The sequence below is a fragment of the Azospirillum sp. A26 genome (genome assembly GCF_042604635.1).
Classification (GTDB): domain Bacteria; phylum Pseudomonadota; class Alphaproteobacteria; order Azospirillales; family Azospirillaceae; genus Azospirillum; species Azospirillum palustre.
The window spans coordinates 1060493-1078057 of record NZ_CP170473.1 but is presented as its reverse complement, the minus strand read 5'-3'; the positions used below and the strand labels follow the sequence as shown (position 1 = coordinate 1078057).

General features: G+C 66.8%; 19 protein-coding genes. 10 read left to right on the top strand and 9 right to left on the bottom strand.

Going from position 1 to position 17565, the window contains the following annotated elements; all coding sequences use genetic code 11:
- Positions 1 to 12: 12 nt before the first annotated feature.
- The 5 genes from ABNQ39_RS18830 to ABNQ39_RS18810 all read left to right on the top strand — a co-directional run bounded on the left by ABNQ39_RS18830 (position 13) and on the right by ABNQ39_RS18810 (position 5571).
- Positions 13 to 693, top strand: coding sequence for an amino acid ABC transporter permease (locus ABNQ39_RS18830; protein WP_428846402.1), 681 nt, complete (start codon positions 13 to 15; stop codon positions 691 to 693).
- Entirely contained in the window at positions 690 to 1457 is a 768-nt protein-coding gene (locus ABNQ39_RS18825) for an amino acid ABC transporter ATP-binding protein (RefSeq protein WP_376962596.1), read from the top strand. The genes ABNQ39_RS18830 and ABNQ39_RS18825 overlap by 4 nt, the downstream gene beginning before the upstream one ends.
- A 347-nt stretch (positions 1458 to 1804) precedes the next feature.
- Positions 1805 to 3667: a right-handed parallel beta-helix repeat-containing protein gene (locus ABNQ39_RS18820; protein WP_376962594.1), complete on the top strand. Its 1863-nt coding sequence runs from the start codon at positions 1805 to 1807 to the stop codon at positions 3665 to 3667.
- 186 nt (positions 3668 to 3853) lie between these two features.
- Positions 3854 to 4273, top strand: a complete 420-nt coding sequence (locus tag ABNQ39_RS18815) for a CopG family transcriptional regulator (RefSeq protein ID WP_376962592.1) — start codon at positions 3854 to 3856, stop codon at positions 4271 to 4273.
- Positions 4274 to 4329: 56 nt separating this feature from the next.
- The gene (locus tag ABNQ39_RS18810; RefSeq protein ID WP_376962590.1) at positions 4330 to 5571 is read left to right on the top strand and encodes an extracellular catalytic domain type 1 short-chain-length polyhydroxyalkanoate depolymerase; all 1242 of its coding nucleotides are present in this window, start codon (positions 4330 to 4332) and stop codon (positions 5569 to 5571) included.
- Positions 5572 to 5623: 52 nt separating this feature from the next.
- Here the strand turns inward: ABNQ39_RS18810 and ABNQ39_RS18805 are convergent, their stop codons facing one another.
- The 7 genes from ABNQ39_RS18805 to ABNQ39_RS18775 all read right to left on the bottom strand — a co-directional run bounded on the left by ABNQ39_RS18805 (position 5624) and on the right by ABNQ39_RS18775 (position 12338).
- Entirely contained in the window at positions 5624 to 6367 is a 744-nt protein-coding gene (locus tag ABNQ39_RS18805) for a TlyA family RNA methyltransferase (RefSeq protein WP_376962588.1), read from the bottom strand.
- A 95-nt stretch (positions 6368 to 6462) separates the two neighbouring features.
- Positions 6463 to 7494: a sensor histidine kinase gene (locus tag ABNQ39_RS18800; RefSeq protein WP_376962586.1), complete on the bottom strand. Its 1032-nt coding sequence runs from the start codon at positions 7492 to 7494 to the stop codon at positions 6463 to 6465.
- 185 nt (positions 7495 to 7679) lie between these two features.
- Positions 7680 to 9593 carry a 1-deoxy-D-xylulose-5-phosphate synthase gene (gene dxs, locus ABNQ39_RS18795; protein ID WP_376962584.1) on the bottom strand — a complete coding sequence of 638 codons (1914 nt, stop codon included), beginning with the start codon at positions 9591 to 9593 and terminating at the stop codon, positions 7680 to 7682.
- A 25-nt stretch (positions 9594 to 9618) separates the two neighbouring features.
- Entirely contained in the window at positions 9619 to 10521 is a 903-nt protein-coding gene (locus ABNQ39_RS18790) for a polyprenyl synthetase family protein (RefSeq protein WP_376962582.1), read from the bottom strand.
- A 1-nt stretch (position 10522) separates the two neighbouring features.
- Entirely contained in the window at positions 10523 to 10801 is a 279-nt protein-coding gene (locus ABNQ39_RS18785; protein WP_376962580.1) for an exodeoxyribonuclease VII small subunit, read from the bottom strand.
- A 174-nt stretch (positions 10802 to 10975) separates the two neighbouring features.
- The gene (locus tag ABNQ39_RS18780) at positions 10976 to 11905 is read right to left on the bottom strand and encodes a histone deacetylase family protein (RefSeq protein ID WP_376962578.1); all 930 of its coding nucleotides are present in this window, start codon (positions 11903 to 11905) and stop codon (positions 10976 to 10978) included.
- 205 nt (positions 11906 to 12110) lie between these two features.
- Positions 12111 to 12338: a sulfurtransferase TusA family protein gene (locus ABNQ39_RS18775; RefSeq protein WP_174473803.1), complete on the bottom strand. Its 228-nt coding sequence runs from the start codon at positions 12336 to 12338 to the stop codon at positions 12111 to 12113.
- 336 nt (positions 12339 to 12674) lie between these two features.
- Here ABNQ39_RS18775 and ABNQ39_RS18770 point away from each other — a divergent pair, with 336 nt between their 5' ends.
- Complete coding sequence (locus ABNQ39_RS18770) at positions 12675 to 13064, top strand: ArsR/SmtB family transcription factor (RefSeq protein ID WP_376962576.1); 390 nt, start codon at positions 12675 to 12677, stop codon at positions 13062 to 13064.
- A 72-nt stretch (positions 13065 to 13136) separates the two neighbouring features.
- Here ABNQ39_RS18770 and ABNQ39_RS18765 read toward each other — a convergent pair whose 3' ends face one another.
- Positions 13137 to 13529, bottom strand: a complete 393-nt coding sequence (locus ABNQ39_RS18765; RefSeq protein ID WP_376962574.1) for a DUF423 domain-containing protein — start codon at positions 13527 to 13529, stop codon at positions 13137 to 13139.
- Between the two features lie 109 nt (positions 13530 to 13638).
- Here ABNQ39_RS18765 and ABNQ39_RS18760 point away from each other — a divergent pair, with 109 nt between their 5' ends.
- Entirely contained in the window at positions 13639 to 14406 is a 768-nt protein-coding gene (locus ABNQ39_RS18760; protein WP_376962572.1) for a glycosyltransferase family 2 protein, read from the top strand.
- On the opposite strand, the gene ABNQ39_RS18755 is transcribed toward ABNQ39_RS18760, so the two are convergent.
- A complete protein-coding gene (locus ABNQ39_RS18755) occupies positions 14397 to 14624 on the bottom strand; it encodes a hypothetical protein (protein ID WP_376962570.1) in 228 nt (75 codons plus the stop codon). The genes ABNQ39_RS18760 and ABNQ39_RS18755 overlap by 10 nt on opposite strands.
- A 186-nt stretch (positions 14625 to 14810) precedes the next feature.
- Here ABNQ39_RS18755 and ABNQ39_RS18750 point away from each other — a divergent pair, with 186 nt between their 5' ends.
- The 3 genes from ABNQ39_RS18750 (at position 14811) to ABNQ39_RS18740 (ending at position 17108) form a co-directional block, all read left to right on the top strand.
- A complete protein-coding gene (locus ABNQ39_RS18750) occupies positions 14811 to 15176 on the top strand; it encodes a hypothetical protein (RefSeq protein WP_376962568.1) in 366 nt (121 codons plus the stop codon).
- A gap of 122 nt (positions 15177 to 15298) precedes the next feature.
- A complete protein-coding gene (locus ABNQ39_RS18745) occupies positions 15299 to 15766 on the top strand; it encodes a hypothetical protein (RefSeq protein WP_376962566.1) in 468 nt (155 codons plus the stop codon).
- Between the two features lie 154 nt (positions 15767 to 15920).
- On the top strand, positions 15921 to 17108 hold the full coding sequence (locus ABNQ39_RS18740) for a phosphoserine transaminase (RefSeq protein ID WP_376962564.1): 1188 nt from the start codon (positions 15921 to 15923) through the stop codon (positions 17106 to 17108).
- Positions 17109 to 17565 lie beyond the last annotated feature (457 nt).

Genomic DNA, 17565 nt, shown 5'->3' with positions numbered 1-17565 from the left:
GGCACCTTCACCGTGCTGCACTGGCTTACCCTGATGGCGGACTCGCTTCCGTCGCTGCTGTGGGCGGCGCTGGTCTTCACCGTTCCGCTGACGCTCGCCTCCTTCGCGCTCGGCCTGGTCGTTGGGCTGGTGGCGGCGGTGGTCCGGCTGTTCGGGCCGGCTCCGCTGGCCGCCATCGTCCGCTTCTATGTCTGGATCATCCGCGGCACGCCGCTGCTGGTGCAACTGTTCCTGATCTTCTACGGCCTGCCCAGCGCCGGCATCGTGCTGGATGCCTTTCCGGCGGCGCTGATCGGGTTCACGCTGAATGTCGGCGCCTACACCTCGGAGATCATCCGCGCCGTCATCGGCTCGGTGCCGAAGGGCCAATGGGAGGCCGCCTATTCCATCGGCATGAGCTGGTCGCAGGCGATGCGCCGAACCATCCTGCCGCAGGCCGCCCGCGTCGCCGTGCCACCGCTGTCCAACAGCTTCATCTCGCTGGTGAAGGACACCTCGCTCGCCGCCGCCATCACCGTGCCGGAGCTGTTCCAGGCCGCCCAGCGCATCGTCGCCACCAGCTACGAGCCGCTGATCCTCTATGTGGAGGCGGCGCTGATCTACCTCGCGCTCAGTTCCGTCCTATCGGCGTTGCAGGTTCGCTTGGAAAAGCGGCTCAACCAGTATGGCGGTTTCCTGGAGGCCAAGTCGTGATCCGGCTGTCGAACATCGAAAAGCGCTTCGGCGACCTCACCGTGCTGAAGGGCGTGTCGGTCACCGTGGCCGAAGGCCGCGTCACCGCCCTGATCGGTCCGTCCGGCGGCGGCAAGAGCACGCTGCTCCGCTGTATCAACCTGCTGGAAATTCCGACCTCCGGCACTGTGCGCATCGGCGAGGAGGAGCTGTCCTTCCAACCCGGCGGCAAGCCCGGATGGAAGGACATCCAGCGGCTGCGCGGCCAGACCGGCATGGTGTTCCAGAACTTCCAGCTCTTCCCGCACCGCACCGCGGTCGAGAATGTGATGGAAGGGCTGGTGACCGTGCAGAAATGGCCGGCGGAGAAGGCGCGCGACCGTGCCATGGCCCTGCTGCGCAAGGTCGGCATGGACCACAAGGCCAATGCTTGGCCGGCGACCCTGTCGGGTGGGCAGCAGCAGCGTGTCGCCATCGCCCGCGCGCTCGCCCCGTCGCCCCGCGTCCTGCTGTGCGACGAGCCGACCTCGGCCCTCGACCCCGAGTTGTCGGACGAGGTGGTGGAGGTGCTCGGCACCTTGGCGGCCGAGGGCACCACCATGGTGATGGCGACCCACGATCTGCGTCTCGCATCGCGCATTGCGCATGAGGTGGTGTTCCTCGACGCCGGACAGGTGGTGGAATCCGGTCCGTCGCAAACGCTGTTCACCCATCCGACCCGCGAACGCACCCAGCGCTTCATCGCCACACTGACCCAGCAGGGACAGCAGGGGGAAGGCGTTTAAAGGACGTCAGCGGGGGTCCAGAGAAAACCAGCGGCGGGCAGAATTCGATAGGGAAAATCTGCCTCGCCAACCTCAACCGGATCGTTTTCCAAGCATCCCGACAGACAGCCGTTATTCAAGGCTCATCATTTCCCAGAGAAATGAGGGAACTCCACCGTCAGCGGTGGCACCACATACTGAATGAAGACAGGTTTATGCGTATTATACCCAAAGATACTTTATCTTTGGTCGCAGTATTATAACGGATTTTACCCCTTATTCGTCGAATCCATGAAAAATGCCTCACTATTGCCCCAGCCAACTTGACCATCTTGGCGCCGCATCAAAACCGCTAAGGATACGGACCAATGGCCACGACCTCCGGGAACTCGACCATCACGGTGAGCGCGAAGGGCACCCTCAACGCGCATTTCAACCTGCTGGTCGACGGCAAGAAGATCGGTGAGGGCACCACGGATGCCACGGCCAAGGATTTCGTCTTCAAGACGGACATCGTCGAGGGCCAGGGCCACAAGGTGCAGGTCCAGTACGACAATGATGGCATCTTTCACGGGACCGACCGCAACCTGATCGTCGACGGGATCACGATCAACGGCAAGTCGGTCCTGCCGACCGACGACCATGTTAGCTATGACAAGGGCGCCCTGGACGGCCACGATGTCGCCAACGGTCAGGCCGGCATGTGGTGGAACGGCACGCTGGTCGTCGATGCCGACAAGAGCTATTTCCCCACCTCCAGCGTGACGCCCCCCACCATCCCGCCGGTCAGCGAAGTGCCGTCGACCGAACCGACGCCGTCCACGCCAGCGCCGACCGTCCCGAAGCCGACCGATCCGGGATTCTATGTCGCCACCAACGGCAAGGACAGCTGGTCGGGCAAGCTGGCGGCTCCGAATGCGGACGGGACCGACGGTCCCTTCGCCTCGCTGCAAAAGGCGCAAGCCGCCATGCGTGCCGACCCCAACATCGACACCACCTACATCCGCGGCGGCGACTATCACCAGAACGGGATGTGGCTGGACGGCCAGGATTCCGGCGTGACCTTCACCAGCTACGGCAGCGAGAAGGCGGTGATCCACGGCGGCTCCAACGCCAGCGTGTCCTTCGGACTCGGCGGCGCCAAGAACGTCACCATCGAAGGCCTGACCTTCGCCGATGGCGTGGTGGGCGGCCACTATGTCTTCGCCGACAATGCGTCCGGCCTGACCTTCGCAAACAATGCGGTCAAGGGCGGCGGCTACGGCATCACGGTGCAGAACAGCGCCGACAGCAAGGTCATCGGCAACCAGTTCGACAGCACCGGTGCGGAAGCCATCTTCGTCAAGGCCGGCTCCAACTCCACGGTCGTCTCCGACAACCACATCACGCACCCGAACGCCGCCGACCGCGGCGATGCCGGCATCTGGATCAACGGCAGCTCGGACGTGCAGGTCACTCACAATCTCGTCGAGGATTCGCCGGAGAAGGCCATCGCCGTCGGTTCGGTCCAGACGGACGGCAGCGATGCCACCCATCGTGTCACCATCGCCAACAACAAGGTGGTCGACGCCAATCTGGAGTCCAACGACGGCGGCGGCATCTATCTGATCAACCGCCAGCAGGATCTGACCGACCACACCGTGGTCAACAACGAGGTGACCGGCACCACCGCGACCAACCCGAATGGCGACGTCGCCAGCTGGGGCATCTATCTGGACGACTGGACCAGCGGCGCCACGGTGAAGGGCAACATCGTCCACGGCAACATCGGCGGCGTGTTCCTGCATGGCGGCTGGGACAACAAGGTCACCGAGAACGTGATCGCCGACAACAGCGGCGCCCAGATCGGCCTTCAGCAGCCGGTCGCCTGGAGCGGCTGGCAGGGCCACCAGATGAGCGGCAACGACATCTCCGGCAACGTCGTCGATGTCCGCGACGGCACTGCCGTCCACATCTACGGCCCGGCCAATGTCGGCAACATCCACAACAACTTCTACAGCAACCTCGACGCCTCCAAGGACATGTTCGACGTCTGGCCGCAGGTGATGTCGGGCGGCGGCAAGGGCGATCTGGCGGAATGGAAGGCCGCCGGCTACGACAACGGTTCGGTGCAGCTGGACCCGAGCTTCGTCAATCCTGGTGCGCACGATTTCAGCCTGGCATCGGACTCCGCGGTGTACGGGCTGGGCTTCGACCATATCCCGACCCACGACATCGGGCTGCTCGGCTGATCGCAGCCGGTCGCATCCGGGCAGAACGATCCGATCAAGCGCGGTCCTTCGGGACCGCGCTTTTTTCTTGCCGCCTTTGCGGCTGACACTGGGCAGCAGTCTGCTGAATTGGTGGGCGCGCTCTTGAATAAGCCACCCGCGCCATCTATTTACCATCCACACGGATGGTGATTGGATGGCAAAGCGATGGCTGAGACCGAACAGAGTTTGAAGCCGAAGACCGGCGACAGCGAGAAGATCACGATCAATCTCGGCTATGTCGACCTTGGCCACATCGACCTGCTGGTCGAGGAAGGGTTCTATTCCAACCGCACCGACTTCATCCGCACCGCCATCCGCAATCAGGTCGACCGGCACGCCGATGTCGTCCGACAGACGGTGGCACGCAAAAGCGTCGATCTCGGCCTGCGCCACTTCACCCGGGCGGATCTCGAGGCGGCTCAAGCGGCGGGACAGATGCTGGATATCCGTGTCCTCGGCCTCGCCACCATCGCCCAGGACGTGACTCCCGAATTGGCCCGTTCCGCCATCGCCTCACTGAGTGTGCTGGGCGCGCTGCATGCGCCGGCCGCGGTCAAGGCGGCTCTCGCCGACCGCATCCGCTGAAAGTCTTTCGGCGCGGGCCACCGCCTGCGCCCGATGCGAACCAGGAAAGTATGGACATGCGCCACACCAACCCACCCGGCATGCTTCCCGGCATGGCCGAAGCTGCCCGCCTGACCAGGGCCGGCAAGCTCGGCGAGGCGACGACCCTCCTCCAGCGCTTGCTGCGAGGAGAAGGCAAGGGCGAGCAGGCACCCGCACCGGCATCGGACACGACCGCACCTGGGACCACCCTGGAGGGGGAGTTCGTAAGGCTCGACCCCACGCCATCGGCAAAGGACGCCGGCCCGCAGCCCGCCAACGACGGCGGGAGGCAGAGGTCCGGAGCCAAGCCACGCACCGGACTGGGCGAGACCCTGCGCGGCCTCGCCGCACGCTTCGCCCCGAACGGTCTTCATGGCGGCGCCCCGCGTCCGGCACCAGACCCACTGCCAGATGGGGCATCCTTCGCAACGCTTTCGTACAGCGGGCCGGCCGGGACACGGGCCTACAAGCTCTATGTGCCAGCCGCGGCAGGCGACGGACCGTGCCCGCTGGTGGTGATGCTGCACGGTTGCACACAGTCACCCGACGATTTCGCCGCCGGAACCCGGATGAACGCCTTTGCCGAGCGGCACGGCATCCTCGTCGCCTATCCCGAACAGCCGGCTTCGGCCAACGCACAGCGCTGCTGGAACTGGTTCAAGCCGGAAGACCAGCGGCGCGACCAGGGCGAACCGTCGCTGCTTGCCGGCATCACGCGACAGATCATGCGTGACCATCGGGTCGATCCGGAGCGAGTCTACATCGCCGGACTGTCGGCCGGCGGTGCAGCCGCGGCGACCATGGCAGCGGCCTATCCGGATCTCTACGCCGCGGTTGGCGTGCATTCCGGCCTGCCGGCTGGTGCCGCGCAGGACCTGCCATCCGCCCTCGCCGCGATGCGCCAGGGCGGCAGCCGAAGCCCGGGAGCGGCGATGCAGGGCAACCGCAGGGTGCCCACCATCGTCTTTCATGGCGACCGCGACCATGTCGTCCATCCCAGCAACGGCGACGGCGTTATCGCACAGGCCACCGCCGGCTCCAACCTGCGGTCGGAGATGCAGCAGGGTCAAAGCCCGGGCGGCCACGCCTACAGCCGCAACATCCTCCGCGATCCCGATGGGCGGCCCCGGTGCGAGCACTGGACGATCCATGGCGCCGGGCACGCCTGGGCCGGCGGTAGCCCGTCCGGCTCCTACACCGACCCGCAAGGTCCGGACGCGACGGCGGAAATGCTGCGCTTCTTCCTGGACCATCGGCTGGAGACCTCCCCGCGCTGAACGGGGCCGCAACCGACAGACCCGCCGGCGCGACAGGGCTTGGCGAGCGGACTCAGCCCCGGTCCTTCACCGCGCCGATCAGGAACTCCCTGTTCCCTTCCGGCCCGGTGATCGGGCTTTCGGTGATGTCCAGCACCCGCCAGCCCGGCAGCGCGTCCAGCCAGCCGCGGATGCGGTCGCAGACCTCCTGGTGCAACTCTGGTTCGCGCACGACGCCGCCCTTGCCGACACGTCCCTTGCCGACCTCGAACTGCGGCTTGATCAGCGCGACCAGCCGGCCGCCCGGCACCACCAGATCGAGCGCGGCCGGCAAAACGATCTCCAGCCCGATGAAGCTGGCGTCGCACACCACGAGGTCGATGGGATCCGGGATTTCGGTGGCGGTCAGGTGGCGGGCGTTGGTCTTTTCCAGAACCGCCACGCGCGGGTCGGTGCGCAGCTTCCAGGCCAACTGGCCGTGGCCGACATCGACGGCATAGACCTTGGCGGCCCCGCGGGTCAGCAGCACATCGGTGAAGCCGCCGGTGGAAGCGCCGACATCGACCGCCGTCAGGCCGGTGGGGTCGATGGCGAAGACATCCAGCCCTTTGACCAGCTTCAACCCGCCGCGCGACACCCACGGATGGTCCTGCCCCTTGACCGCCAGCGGGGCCTCCGCCGCGATCTGGTCGCCGGCCTTGTCGATGCGCCTGGTATCGGAATAGACCAGCCCAGCCAGGATCAGCGCCTGCGCCTTGGCACGGCTTTCCGCCAGCCCGCGCTCCACCAGCGCCACATCAACCCTCACCCGTGCCATGCCGCCGCCCTTCGCAATCCTGCAAAGGCGCATTCCTGACGCGGAACGGCCGGAAGGGCAAGCCCCGCTTCCTGGGAGCAAACGTCAGGCAAGGATCAGGCGGGCGGGAACTCCACCACCACACGGGTGCCGTAGGGGCTGCTGTCCGCCGTCAGTTTGCCGCGCAGCTGGCCGACAAAGGCACGCACCACCTTAAGCCCCAGCGTGGTGGCGCGGGACAGGTCGAGGCCGGGCGGCAGGCCGGCGCCGCGGTCGACCACCTCCAGCCGGATGCTACTCCCGTCGCCACGGCCAAGCCGCACGTCGATGGCACCGGGCGTGCCGGAGGGGAAAGCATGGCGCGCCGCGTTGCTGACAAGCTCGCTGACGATCAGGCTGAAGGGAATCACCGCCTCGGTCGGCATTTCGGTGGCGTCGGCGGTGACCTGAACGCGGTGGGCGCCGGGCAGCGTCGCCTCAAGCTCCTGGCACAGCTCGCGCAAATGGACCGCCATGTCGATGGTACCGGCGCGCAGGGAGCCGTGGGTGCGCTGATGGGCCTGGGTGACGATGCCGACACGGCCGCCGGCGCTCTGCAAGGCCCGCCGCACCTCCGGATCCTTGCTCGACAGGGTCTGAAGGGTCAGCAGGCTGGAGACCAGCTGCAAGGTGTTTTTCAGGCGGTGGCTGACGTCGCGCAGGCGGCGGTCATGCTCGGCCACCGACTCCGGCGTCTCCTCCGCTGTGACGATCAGGGCGCGGACGACGCCGTTGACGCCCAGCATCGGGGTGACGCGGACATCCCAGAAACGTTCCCCCTCGGTCGAGCGGTCGCCGGCGGCGCGGTTGCGCTGTGGCTGTCCGGTCCGCCGCGCCTCGGCGAGCAGGGAAGCCGCCAGGGCCGGGAAGCGCTCCGTCAGGCCGGACCCTGCAACAACGCCCAGCGCCCGGAACGCGGCGTTGGCGAAGGCACAGCGATCGGTATCCCCCTCCACCAGAGCGGTGGGCGTCGGCGTCTGATCCAGCAGACAGCGCAGCATCGCAGGATCGTCGATGCCGGCACCGCCGGCCGCAACGTCGGTGCCGACCACCCGTCCCGCTCCCGGATCGGTGCCGAACTCCGCGTTGCGGAATGCCGTGACCGCCATGATATGCGCCATCGCCCCTGACCCCGTAGCCGTCCTGCCGCTGGCTCCTCCCTCCGGTGTCGGCGGGCTACCATTTCAGCTTCGACATTGTAAGGCGTGGCTCGCGCTCCGCACCAGTCCAACAACCCGAAACCTTGCTAGACAAATGGCATTACGACGTTCGGAAGGCGTAATGCCAGTGAGGGTCAGGCGCGGGCGGCGGCGCTTTCGATCCCCAGCGCCTGGAGCGCGGTGTGGACGATGTGCTGGGCGCTCAGGCCGGCCGTCTCATACTGCTTGGCCGGCGAGTCATGGTCGAGATAGGCGTCCGGCAAAACCATCGGCCGGATTTTCAGCCCGCCGTCGAGCAGCCCGGCCGTCGCCAGGAATTGCAGCACGAAGCTGCCGAAGCCGCCGACCGATCCTTCCTCGATGGTGATCAGCACCTCATGCTCCAGCGCAAGGCGGCGAACCAGATCCTCGTCCAGCGGCTTGGCGAAGCGGGCGTCGGCCAGCGTCGTCGAAAGACCGCGCGCCGCCAGTTCCGCTGCCGCGCGCCGGGCCTCGCCCAGCCGGGTGCCATAGCTGAGGATGGCGATCTTGGTGCCTTCCTGAAGAATGCGGCCCTTGCCGATGGGCAGGATGCTGCCACGGTCGGGCAGTTCCAGCCCCACACCCTCGCCGCGCGGATAGCGCAGGGCCGAGGCGCGGTCGTCGATGGCGGCCTGGGTCGCCACCATGTGCATCAGTTCCAGCTCGTCCGCCGCCGCCATCAGGACGATGTCGGGCAGGCAGCCGAGATAGGCGGTGTCGAACGACCCGGCATGGGTCGCCCCGTCCGCCCCCACCAGACCGGCGCGATCCAGCGCGAAGCGCACCGGCAGATGCTGCAGCACCACGTCATGGATGACCTGATCGTAGGCGCGCTGGAGGAAGGTGGAATAGATGGCGCAGAAGGGCTTGAATCCCTCCGTCGCCATGCCGGCGGCGAAGGTCACCGCATGTTGTTCGGCAATGCCGACGTCGAAGCAGCGGTCGGGGAAGCGCTCCCCGAACAGGTCCAGCCCGGTGCCCGACGGCATGGCGGCGGTGATGCCGACGATGGTCGGGTCGGCCGCCGCCTCGGCGATCAGGCTCTGGGCGAAGACGCGGGTGTAGGTCGGCGCGTTGGACTTCGGCTTGGACTGGGCGCCGGTCACCACGTCGAATTTGGCGACGGCGTGCAGCTTGTCGGCAGACTCCTCCGCCGGGCCGTAGCCCTTGCCCTTCTTGGTGACGACGTGGATCAGCACCGGCTTGTCGTCGTCGGCGTCGCGGACGTTCTGAAGCACCGGCAGCAGATGGTCCAGATTGTGCCCGTCGATGGGGCCGATGTAGTAGAAGCCCAGCTCTTCGAACAGGGTGCCGCCGGTGACCATGCCGCGGGCATATTCCTCCGCCCGGCGGGCGGCGTTGCGCAGCGGGCGCGGCAGCTGGTCGGCGATCTCCTTCGCCAGATGGCGCAGGGACAGATAGGGCTTGGACGAGATCAGCCGCGACAGGTAGGCACTCATCGCACCGACGGGCGGGGCGATGGACATGTCGTTGTCGTTGAGGATGACGATCAGACGCGACTTGGTCGAGGCGGCGTTGTTCATCGCCTCATACGCCATGCCGGCGCTCATCGAGCCGTCGCCGATCACCGCGATGACGTTGCGCTGCTCGCCCTTGATCTTGCTGGCGACCGCCATGCCGAGGCCGGCGGAGATGGAGGTCGAGCTGTGGCCTGCACCGAACGGGTCGTATTCGCTCTCCGACCGCTTGGTGAAGCCGCTCAAGCCGCCGCCCATGCGGAGCGTGCGGATGCGGTCGCGCCGCCCGGTCAGGATCTTGTGCGGATAGCACTGGTGCCCGACGTCCCAGATCAGCCGGTCGTAGGGCGTGTCGAAGACGTAATGCAGCGCCACCGTCAGCTCGACCACCCCCAGACCGGCGCCGAGATGACCGCCGGTCACCGAAACGGCATCCACCGTCTCGGTGCGCAACTCGTCTGCGAACTGGCGGAGCTGCTCGGGCTTGAGGGCCCGCAGCTTGGCTGGCGTCGGACAAAGGTCGAGCAGCGGGGTCTTGGTGGCGGTCACGTCGTGATGGTCCTCAAAGCTCTGGTCAGGCGCGGCGCGCGACGACGAAGTCGGCGACGGCCTTCAACATATCGGCACGCCCATCGAAAATGTCCAAGTGCTGCGAAGCCTGATTGGCAAGCATTTCCGCCTGGGCCCGGGCACGGTCGCGGCCGAGGATCGACACGAAGGTCGCCTTGCCCGCCTGGGCGTCGCGGCCGACGGTCTTGCCGGTCTCCTCCGCCGTGCCCTCCACATCCAGCAGATCGTCGACGATCTGGAAGGCGAGGCCGAGATCGTGGGCATAGGCACGCAGGGCGGTGCGCTGCGGCGGGTTCGCCTTGCCCAGGATACCGCCGGCCTCGCAGGAGAAGGCGATCATCTCGCCCGTCTTCATGCGTTGCAGCCGGGTGGTGGTCCCCAGGTCGAACGTCTCATGCTCCGCGATCAGGTCCAGCATCTGGCCGCCGACCATGCCGTGGCCGCCGGCCGCCTTGGCCAGCGCCGTCACCAGCTGGCAACGGATGTTGGGGTCCTCGTGCGTCGCCGGATCGGCCAGTACCTCGAAAGCGAGCGTCAGCAGGCCGTCGCCGGCCAGGATGGCGGTCGCCTCGTCAAACTGGCGGTGGCAGGTCGGCCGGCCGCGCCGCAACTCGCCATCGTCCATCGCCGGCAGGTCGTCGTGGACCAGCGAATAGCTGTGGACCATCTCCACCGCCGCGGCGGCGCGGATGGCGCAGTCCGGGTTCACCCCGAACAGGGCGGAGGACTGCATTACCAGGAAGGGGCGCAGCCGCTTGCCGCCGTTCAGGCAGCCATAGCGCATGGCTTCGAACACCCGCGCCTCGGCCAGGTCGGTGGTCGGCAGCAGGGCGCCGATCTTCATCTCGACGGCCTGGGCGATCTCCGCCATGGCGGACTTCAAATCGGATTGGGAAATGGTATGCACGTCAGTCGATCCGGGCGGGTTCGGTGCCGAGGGAGCCGTCGGCGCTTACGGTGATGCGGTCGATCTTGGCCTGCGCCTCGCGCAGCTTCATCTCGCAATGGCGCTTCAGCGCCGTGCCCCGCTCGTAGGAGGAGATGGCATCGTCGAGCTTGCCGCGGCCTTCCTCAAGCTGGCGGACGATCCGCTCCAGTTCGGCGAGCGCATCCTCGAAACTGAGGGCGGCGATGTCGGGCGGAATGGGAACAGAAGCGGCGGAAGGGGGCATGTCGGGCAGAACCATCGATGGAACCTCAAGCCCGCGAAGGTATGCCCCGCCCTCGTCCGGCGCAAGGCCCGAGGCACTCCCGTACCCCGGCCCTTGCGGACTATGTTCGGCCGCTGGGCAGCCTATGCGTTCGGGCAGAACTACCCCTTTCGGGAGACAACGGCCGCCCTCCCGCGGGGAAGGCTCCGGTCAGCAGTACATCAGTTCCCGCACATGGGCCGCACTTGCCGAGGCCAGGGCGCGAAGGTTGTAGCCGCCCTCCAGCACCGAGACGATCCGTGCGCCGCAATGGGTGCGGGCCAGTTCGCCAAGCTTGCGCGTGGCCCAGACGAAATCGTCGTCGATCAGGTGCAGGCCGGCCAGCGGATCGCGCGAATGGGCGTCGAACCCGGCCGAAATGATCAGCAGGTCCGGCTTGAAATGGTCGATGGCCGGCAGGATGACGTGCGTCATCGCGTGGCGGAACTCGGGCGATCCCGCCATGGCCGGCAGCGGCGCGTTGACGCAGTTGCCGTATTCGCCCGTCTCGCCGGCATCGCCGGTGCCGGGATAGAGCGGCGACTGGTGGGTCGAGCAATAGAGCATGTCGGGGTCGAACTGCAGGATGTCCTGCGTGCCGTTGCCGTGATGGACGTCGAAATCCATCACCGCCACGCGCTGCAACCCATGGACGGCGCGGGCATGGAAAGCGCCGACGGCGGCGTTGTTGAACAGGCAGAAGCCCATCGCCTTCTCCCGCTCCGCATGGTGGCCGGGCGGGCGGACGGCGCAGAAGGCGTTGCGCGACTGGCCGGTCGCGACCGCATCGACTGCGGCGCAGACGGCGCCTGCCGCGCGCAGCGCCGCCTCCCCCGATCCGGGCGAGACGACCGTGTCGGCATCGACGCCCGCATGCTCCACATCGGGGATCAGGGACAGCACGCGGTCGATGTGCGACTGCGGATGCGCCCGCAGAAGCTGTTCAACCGTGGCGCGCGGCGCCTCCTGCCGTTCCAGCATGTGGAACTCCTCCGTCTCCAGTGCGGCGAGCACGGCGCGCAGGCGGTCGGAGCATTCGGGATGACCGAGACCCGTGTCGTGCTCCAGGCACGCCGGGTGGGTAAACAGGGTGGTGAACATCGATTTTTCGGTCGTTATCGTTGGTTTTCGGGCGATACAGGCGGCGTTTCCGAAAACCATTCTTCCCGCATCGCTAATGAAAGTACAGGCTGAATCCAGGACGATTCGTCACAGCCCACTTTCGGGAGCGGAGGCAATCCGTGACACGGCAAGATTGGGGTACAAACGGATGCGATGCCGGTGGCGCAGCGACCGGCCGTTCGGGTCAGGCCGCCCGCTCGATGACGAAACGCAGGATGCCGTCCTCCTCCACGACCGACAGCAGGCGGTTGCCCGTCGCCTCGCAGAAGGCGGGAAAATCCTTGCGGGCACCGGGATCGGTCGCCTCCACCGTCAGCGTGTCGCCGACGGCGATGGCCTTGATCGCCTTGCGGGCGCGCAGGACGGGAAGCGGGCACTGCAAGCCCTTGGTATTCAACGGATGGTCGGTCATGGCAAAAATGCTACCCGACTCGCCATGCGCTGTCACGATGCATGGTGGGAGGGCTGCGGCGCCCAATGCGGTTGATTATCGATCACAACCGGTGGCTGATACAGCCCCATCTGTTTTGCTTCGCGATGCGAGAAAAAGCCGGAGCACAGTGAGGATCGCGACGCTCAAGCCTACGGTGGCACCAAGCAGCGGCATGTTGCGCATGCTGGATTCCCACAGGTGGACAAATCCCGCGGGGTACGAATATACTAGGATACGAGCATTTTTCTTTGCCAAGCCGCGCAACGACGGCTCGGGCGCGAAACGAATCGGAACGGACAGGGCGACGGTAGAGCGATGAAGATCGAGGATTTGCAGGCCAACGCCCGCCGGGCGAGTGCGCTGTTGAAGGCAATGTGCAACGAGCGGCGCCTGCTCATCCTGTGCCATTTGAGCCAGGGCGAACGGTCGGTGGGCGAACTGGAGGATCTGGTCGGCCTCAGCCAGTCGGCGCTGTCTCAGCATCTCGCCCGCCTGCGCAACGACAATCTGGTCCGCACGCGGCGCAGCGCCCAGAACATCTACTACTCGCTGAACGGGCATGAGGCGCAGACCATCATGACCACGTTGCACGGCCTCTACTGCACGCAGGCCGCCGAGGATGTCGCCGAAACTTCGGATGAGGAGGAGCACGACATCGACCAGACCACCGACCGTTCCGACCTGCGCGCCGCCGCGGCCGGCTGACCGGCTGAGACCGACCGGGCGCCGCCGATCAAGCGCCGCCGTTCAAGCACTCTTGACTGTAAGCTGCGCGCCTCAGCCGCGCGTCCGCAGCGCCGCGGCCGCCAGCGCCACCCAGCCCAGCATGAGGCACCATCCGCCGGCCGGCGCCGTCATCGGCACCGGCAGCGGACCGACCGTCGCCAGCGCATAGAGCGTGCCGCAGAACAGCAGGATCCCGGCGACGAACAGCCAGCCGGCGATCCGCAGAGCCAGCCCTCCCTTACTGCCGCCCCCTATCCGCCCACCCAGCGCCACCAGCAGGACGAGCGCCAGCGCATGGGCCATCTGGTACTGCCCAGCGATGCGGAACCATTCCTGGGCCTGCGGCTGGGCGGCCAGCGCGTGGCTGGCATAGGCGCCGGTGCCGACCGCCACGGCGCCATTCAGCGCGGCGAAGACGATCCAGATGCGGTCGATCAGTCCCAAAGGGTGTCCTTCCTGTCCTCGCTCCTCCCCGCCCATGTGCAGGGCCGGGGGGCGGTGCTATCTTGTCGCCTGTCTACACGCAGGCCCTGCGCCCGAGCAAGAAAGCACGATGTCCTCCCCTGCATCCGCCCCCCTGGTCAGCGCCCCCCTGGTCAGCATTGTCACGCCCACCTGGCAGCGGGAGGAGTTTCTGCCCCGCCTGCACGCCTGCATCCGGGCGCAAACCCATGGCGAGATCGAGTGGCTGGTGTTCGATGACAGCCCGCGTCCCTCGGCCTATCTGAAGCCGCTGGCAAATCCGCGGCTGAAGTATTTCTATTCTCCCAGCCGTTACGCCATCGGCGAGAAGCGCAACATCCTGGCCGAGCATGCCAAGGGATCGGTGATCGTCCACATGGACGACGACGATTTCTATGCACCTGCCTATGTGGAGCGCATGCTGGGTTGGCTGGAGCAGGGATACGATCTCGTCAAGCTGTCGGGCTGGTTCCTCTACAGCGTGCCGCACCGGCGCTTCGGTTACTGGGACACGGCGCGCGGCGGATCGCATCATCGCTGGGGCCGGCAGACTTGCGGCTATGTCGAGGCACCGGATGCCCCTTTCTCGCCCGACAATCTCGATGGGTACGGCTTTTCCTACGCCTACCGCCGGCCGGTCTGGGAGACTGTGCGCTTTCCGGCGGTGAACGCCTGCGAGGACGCTCCCTTCGTGAAGGCCGCCCGCGAACGCTTCCGCGTCGGCGCTTTTCCGGATGCGGAGGGGCTATGCCTGCACACGCTGCATGCCCGCAGCACCAGCCTGTGCCTGCCGCAGTACGAGCTGCCGCCGCTGCTGGTCGAGCGGCTGTTCGGCCTGGAGGCGGCCGTCTACACCTGAACGTCGAGGAACATGCCGCGGCGGTAGTTGCGCGGCAGGGTCAGCACGCCGTTGACCACCAAGGCGGCGAGTTCGCGCAGGGTCGGAACCCGCTGCCGCCCCTGCTGGACGACGCCTTCCGCCCGGGCGCGCGCACCGGATGCGGGGACGCGCCCGCCACCGGAGTCGGGGCGGATCGGATCGTTCGAACGGTCGCCGGTGCGTCGGGTCTCTACCATGCCCGATCATTTACCATAAATGCCCCGACCGGAAAAGAGCGGGCCGCGGTGACATTCGCGGCCCATCCCTCATAACCAAAGCAATAGGACGAAATCTTTTGCGGCCGGGTGGAATGAAAGCGGGAGCGGCGACGTTCATCGGCTCATGAGGGGACAAGATACCCCCGACACCAGGAGGACGCCGGAATGACTGGCCGCATTGGTACTGGATTGAAAGCCGTGGTTCTGGGCGCTCTGGTCGCCGGATCGATGCTGGGTGCTTCCATCAGCACCGCCGCTGCCCATGATGGCGGGCGTGATGGTTGGCGGGGCGATCATGGCCGCGAATGGCGTGGTGGGCCGCCGGATTGGCGCGGCGGCTGGGACCGCCCGCACCATCGCCACTGGCGGGAGCGCGGCGGCTATTACGCCCCGCCCCCAGTGATCTACGCGCCGCCGCCCGTGGTTTACGCGCCGCCCCCGCCGCCGCGGGTGATCTATGCCCCGCCGCCGGTCGTCTATGCGCCACAGCCGATGGTTCCGGGCTTCGGCCTGAGCGTCAACATCCGCTGATCCACCGCTGACCGCAAACCGGCACCAAAAAGGACGGCTTCCGGCGGAGCGCCCACCGCATTATGGTGCGCGCCGTTCGGTAAAGCCGCCCCGCCGGGGCGCAGCAGCCAGGGAGACGGCATTTGCGGGTTCTTAGTGTGTGCGCCGCGGTGGCGGGCAGCCTTTCGATTGCCTGCGGGATCGCGACCTCCGCCAGTGCGGCGGAGCCGCGCCTGATGGCGGCGCTGGGCAACACTGTGCTGACGATGACCGACATTGGGCCGAAGCACACCCAGGTGGCGGTGAACGACAAGCCGGTGTTCGACGACAAGGAGAGCGACCTGCTGTCCTTCGTCGGTGCCTATTCGATGAAGGACCGCTGGATCGCCCTGTTCCAGTCCGACACCGGCGCCAAGGACTGCCCGACCCGCTTCCGCATCCTAGAGGTCGGCGGCCCGCAGCCGACGGTCTCCTACCCCTTCGGGTCATGCAGCGACGCCGCCCAGGTCACCATCGACAACGACACCCTGACGGTTTCCATGCCCCAGCCGGGTGGCGGGGCGGACGCCGCCTGGACCTACCGCAACGGCAGGATCGGCCGCAGCAAATAGGCGGCAACCGGTACGGGACCTGCGGCCGAGGCCATGCTGGGTCCCGTATCCTTCGCCACACCCTCGATTGACGACGACAGTCGCAGCTTTTAAGGTCCGGGCCTCCGCACATTCCCGTTCCGGGACAGGAAGTTCGCCCCAGAAAGTTCGTCCAATGACTGCCAGCAGCGCCAGCCGGCCCAGCCGCCGGCCCAACACTCCGCTCTTCTCCTCGGGTCCCTGCGCGAAGCGTCCGGGCTGGTCGCTCGATGCGCTGGACGGCGCGCTGCTCGGCCGCTCCCATCGCTCCAAGCCGGGCAAGGCCAAGCTGAAGGAGGTCATCGACCTCACCCGCGCGGCGCTCGGCATCCCCGGCGACTACCGCATCGGCATCGTCCCGGCCTCCGACACTGGTGCGGTGGAGATGGCGCTGTGGTCGATGCTGGGCGCCCGCGGCGTCGACATGCTGGCCTGGGAAAGTTTTGGCAAGGAATGGGTCACTGATGTCGCCAAGCAGCTGAAGCTGCCGGACGTCCGCAACCTGATCGCGCCCTATGGGGAACTGCCGGACCTGTCGACGGTCGATTTCAGCCGCGATGTCGTCTTCACCTGGAACGGCACCACCGCCGGCGTCCGGGTGGCCGATGGCGACTGGATCGCCGACAACCGTGAGGGGCTGACCATCTGCGATGCCACCTCGGCCGCCTTCGCAATGGCGCTGCCCTGGCACAAGATCGACGTCGCCACCTGGTCCTGGCAGAAGGTGCTGGGCGGCGAGGCGGCGCACGGCATGCTGGTGCTGAGCCCGCGCGCGGTGGAACGGCTGGAGAGCTTCCAGCCCGACCGGCCGCTGCCGAAGATCTTCCGCATGACCAAGAACGGCAAGCTGATCGAAGGCATCTTCGAAGGCGACACCATCAACACCCCGTCGATGCTCTGCGTCGAGGATGCCATCGACGGCCTGCGCTGGGCCCTGTCGCTGGGCGGCCTGACCCAGCTGATCCGCCGGTCGGAACAGAATCTGCGCATCGTCGCCGAATGGGAGGAGGCCAGCAGCTGGGCCGGCTTCCTGGCGAAGGATCCGGCGAACCGCTCCTGCACCTCGATCTGCCTGCGCTTCACCGATCCGGAGGTGACCGCCCTGTCGGAGGAGGCCCAGGCCGCCTTCGCCAAGAAGCTGTCCGCCCTGCTGGAGAAGGAAGAGGCCGCCTTCGACGCCGGTTCCTACCGCGATGCGCCTCCCGGCCTGCGGCTATGGGGCGGCGCCACGGTGGAGAATGAGGATATGGAGGCCGTTCTGCCCTGGCTCGACTGGGCCTTCGCCACCGTGAAGGCCGAGACGTTCGGTCCCAAGCAGGGCTGACGCCGGAACGGGCATAGTCCGGCCAAGCGCAAGCCGGACTGTCGTCCACAGCATCTTCCGCAGCCGTCGAACGGCCCCGCCGTGGCACAACCGCCACAGCGGGGCTTTTCGCGTGGGCTGGCATTGTGCTTTGCAGCAAAGGATCCGGCCAGCCAACCGTTCGCACACAGCAGCATTTCTGCACCAGTGTGACCGACGTGACTCGCGTTCGAACCTCACGAGCTTGACCATGGTTATCCACAGAACCGTGGACAAGATGGTGGATAACCCTGTTGAACCGTCGGTCCCGCCTGTCCGGAAACTGTCATGGAGGAAGTGCGGCCGATTCGCCCCCGCCGTCGCCGGACGGGCGGCGCCGCTTCCCCTGTTGGGGCCCCACCCTATCCCGAAGATGGTCTGGCAAACCGCCGGTTGTGTCCCGACTCTTGAAGGGGATTTCCGGCGAGCCCGCTGCACT

Excerpts from the sequence above, each read along its gene's own strand:
- ABNQ39_RS18800 (WP_376962586.1), bottom strand. The coding sequence starts at position 7,494 with ATGGCGGTCACGGCATTCCGCAACGCGGAGTTCGGCACCGATCCGGGA.
- ABNQ39_RS18770 (WP_376962576.1), top strand. The coding sequence starts at position 12,675 with ATGAAGATCGAGGATTTGCAGGCCAACGCCCGCCGGGCGAGTGCGCTG.
- ABNQ39_RS18755 (WP_376962570.1), bottom strand. The coding sequence starts at position 14,624 with ATGGTAGAGACCCGACGCACCGGCGACCGTTCGAACGATCCGATCCGC.
- ABNQ39_RS18740 (WP_376962564.1), top strand. The coding sequence starts at position 15,921 with ATGACTGCCAGCAGCGCCAGCCGGCCCAGCCGCCGGCCCAACACTCCG.
- ABNQ39_RS18750 (WP_376962568.1), top strand. The coding sequence starts at position 14,811 with ATGACTGGCCGCATTGGTACTGGATTGAAAGCCGTGGTTCTGGGCGCT.
- ABNQ39_RS18810 (WP_376962590.1), top strand. The coding sequence starts at position 4,330 with ATGCGCCACACCAACCCACCCGGCATGCTTCCCGGCATGGCCGAAGCT.
- ABNQ39_RS18785 (WP_376962580.1), bottom strand. The coding sequence starts at position 10,801 with ATGGTTCTGCCCGACATGCCCCCTTCCGCCGCTTCTGTTCCCATTCCG.
- ABNQ39_RS18820 (WP_376962594.1), top strand. The coding sequence starts at position 1,805 with ATGGCCACGACCTCCGGGAACTCGACCATCACGGTGAGCGCGAAGGGC.
- ABNQ39_RS18805 (WP_376962588.1), bottom strand. The coding sequence starts at position 6,367 with ATGGCACGGGTGAGGGTTGATGTGGCGCTGGTGGAGCGCGGGCTGGCG.
- ABNQ39_RS18775 (WP_174473803.1), bottom strand. The coding sequence starts at position 12,338 with ATGACCGACCATCCGTTGAATACCAAGGGCTTGCAGTGCCCGCTTCCC.
- ABNQ39_RS18815 (WP_376962592.1), top strand. The coding sequence starts at position 3,854 with ATGGCTGAGACCGAACAGAGTTTGAAGCCGAAGACCGGCGACAGCGAG.
- ABNQ39_RS18780 (WP_376962578.1), bottom strand. The coding sequence starts at position 11,905 with ATGTTCACCACCCTGTTTACCCACCCGGCGTGCCTGGAGCACGACACG.
- ABNQ39_RS18760 (WP_376962572.1), top strand. The coding sequence starts at position 13,639 with ATGTCCTCCCCTGCATCCGCCCCCCTGGTCAGCGCCCCCCTGGTCAGC.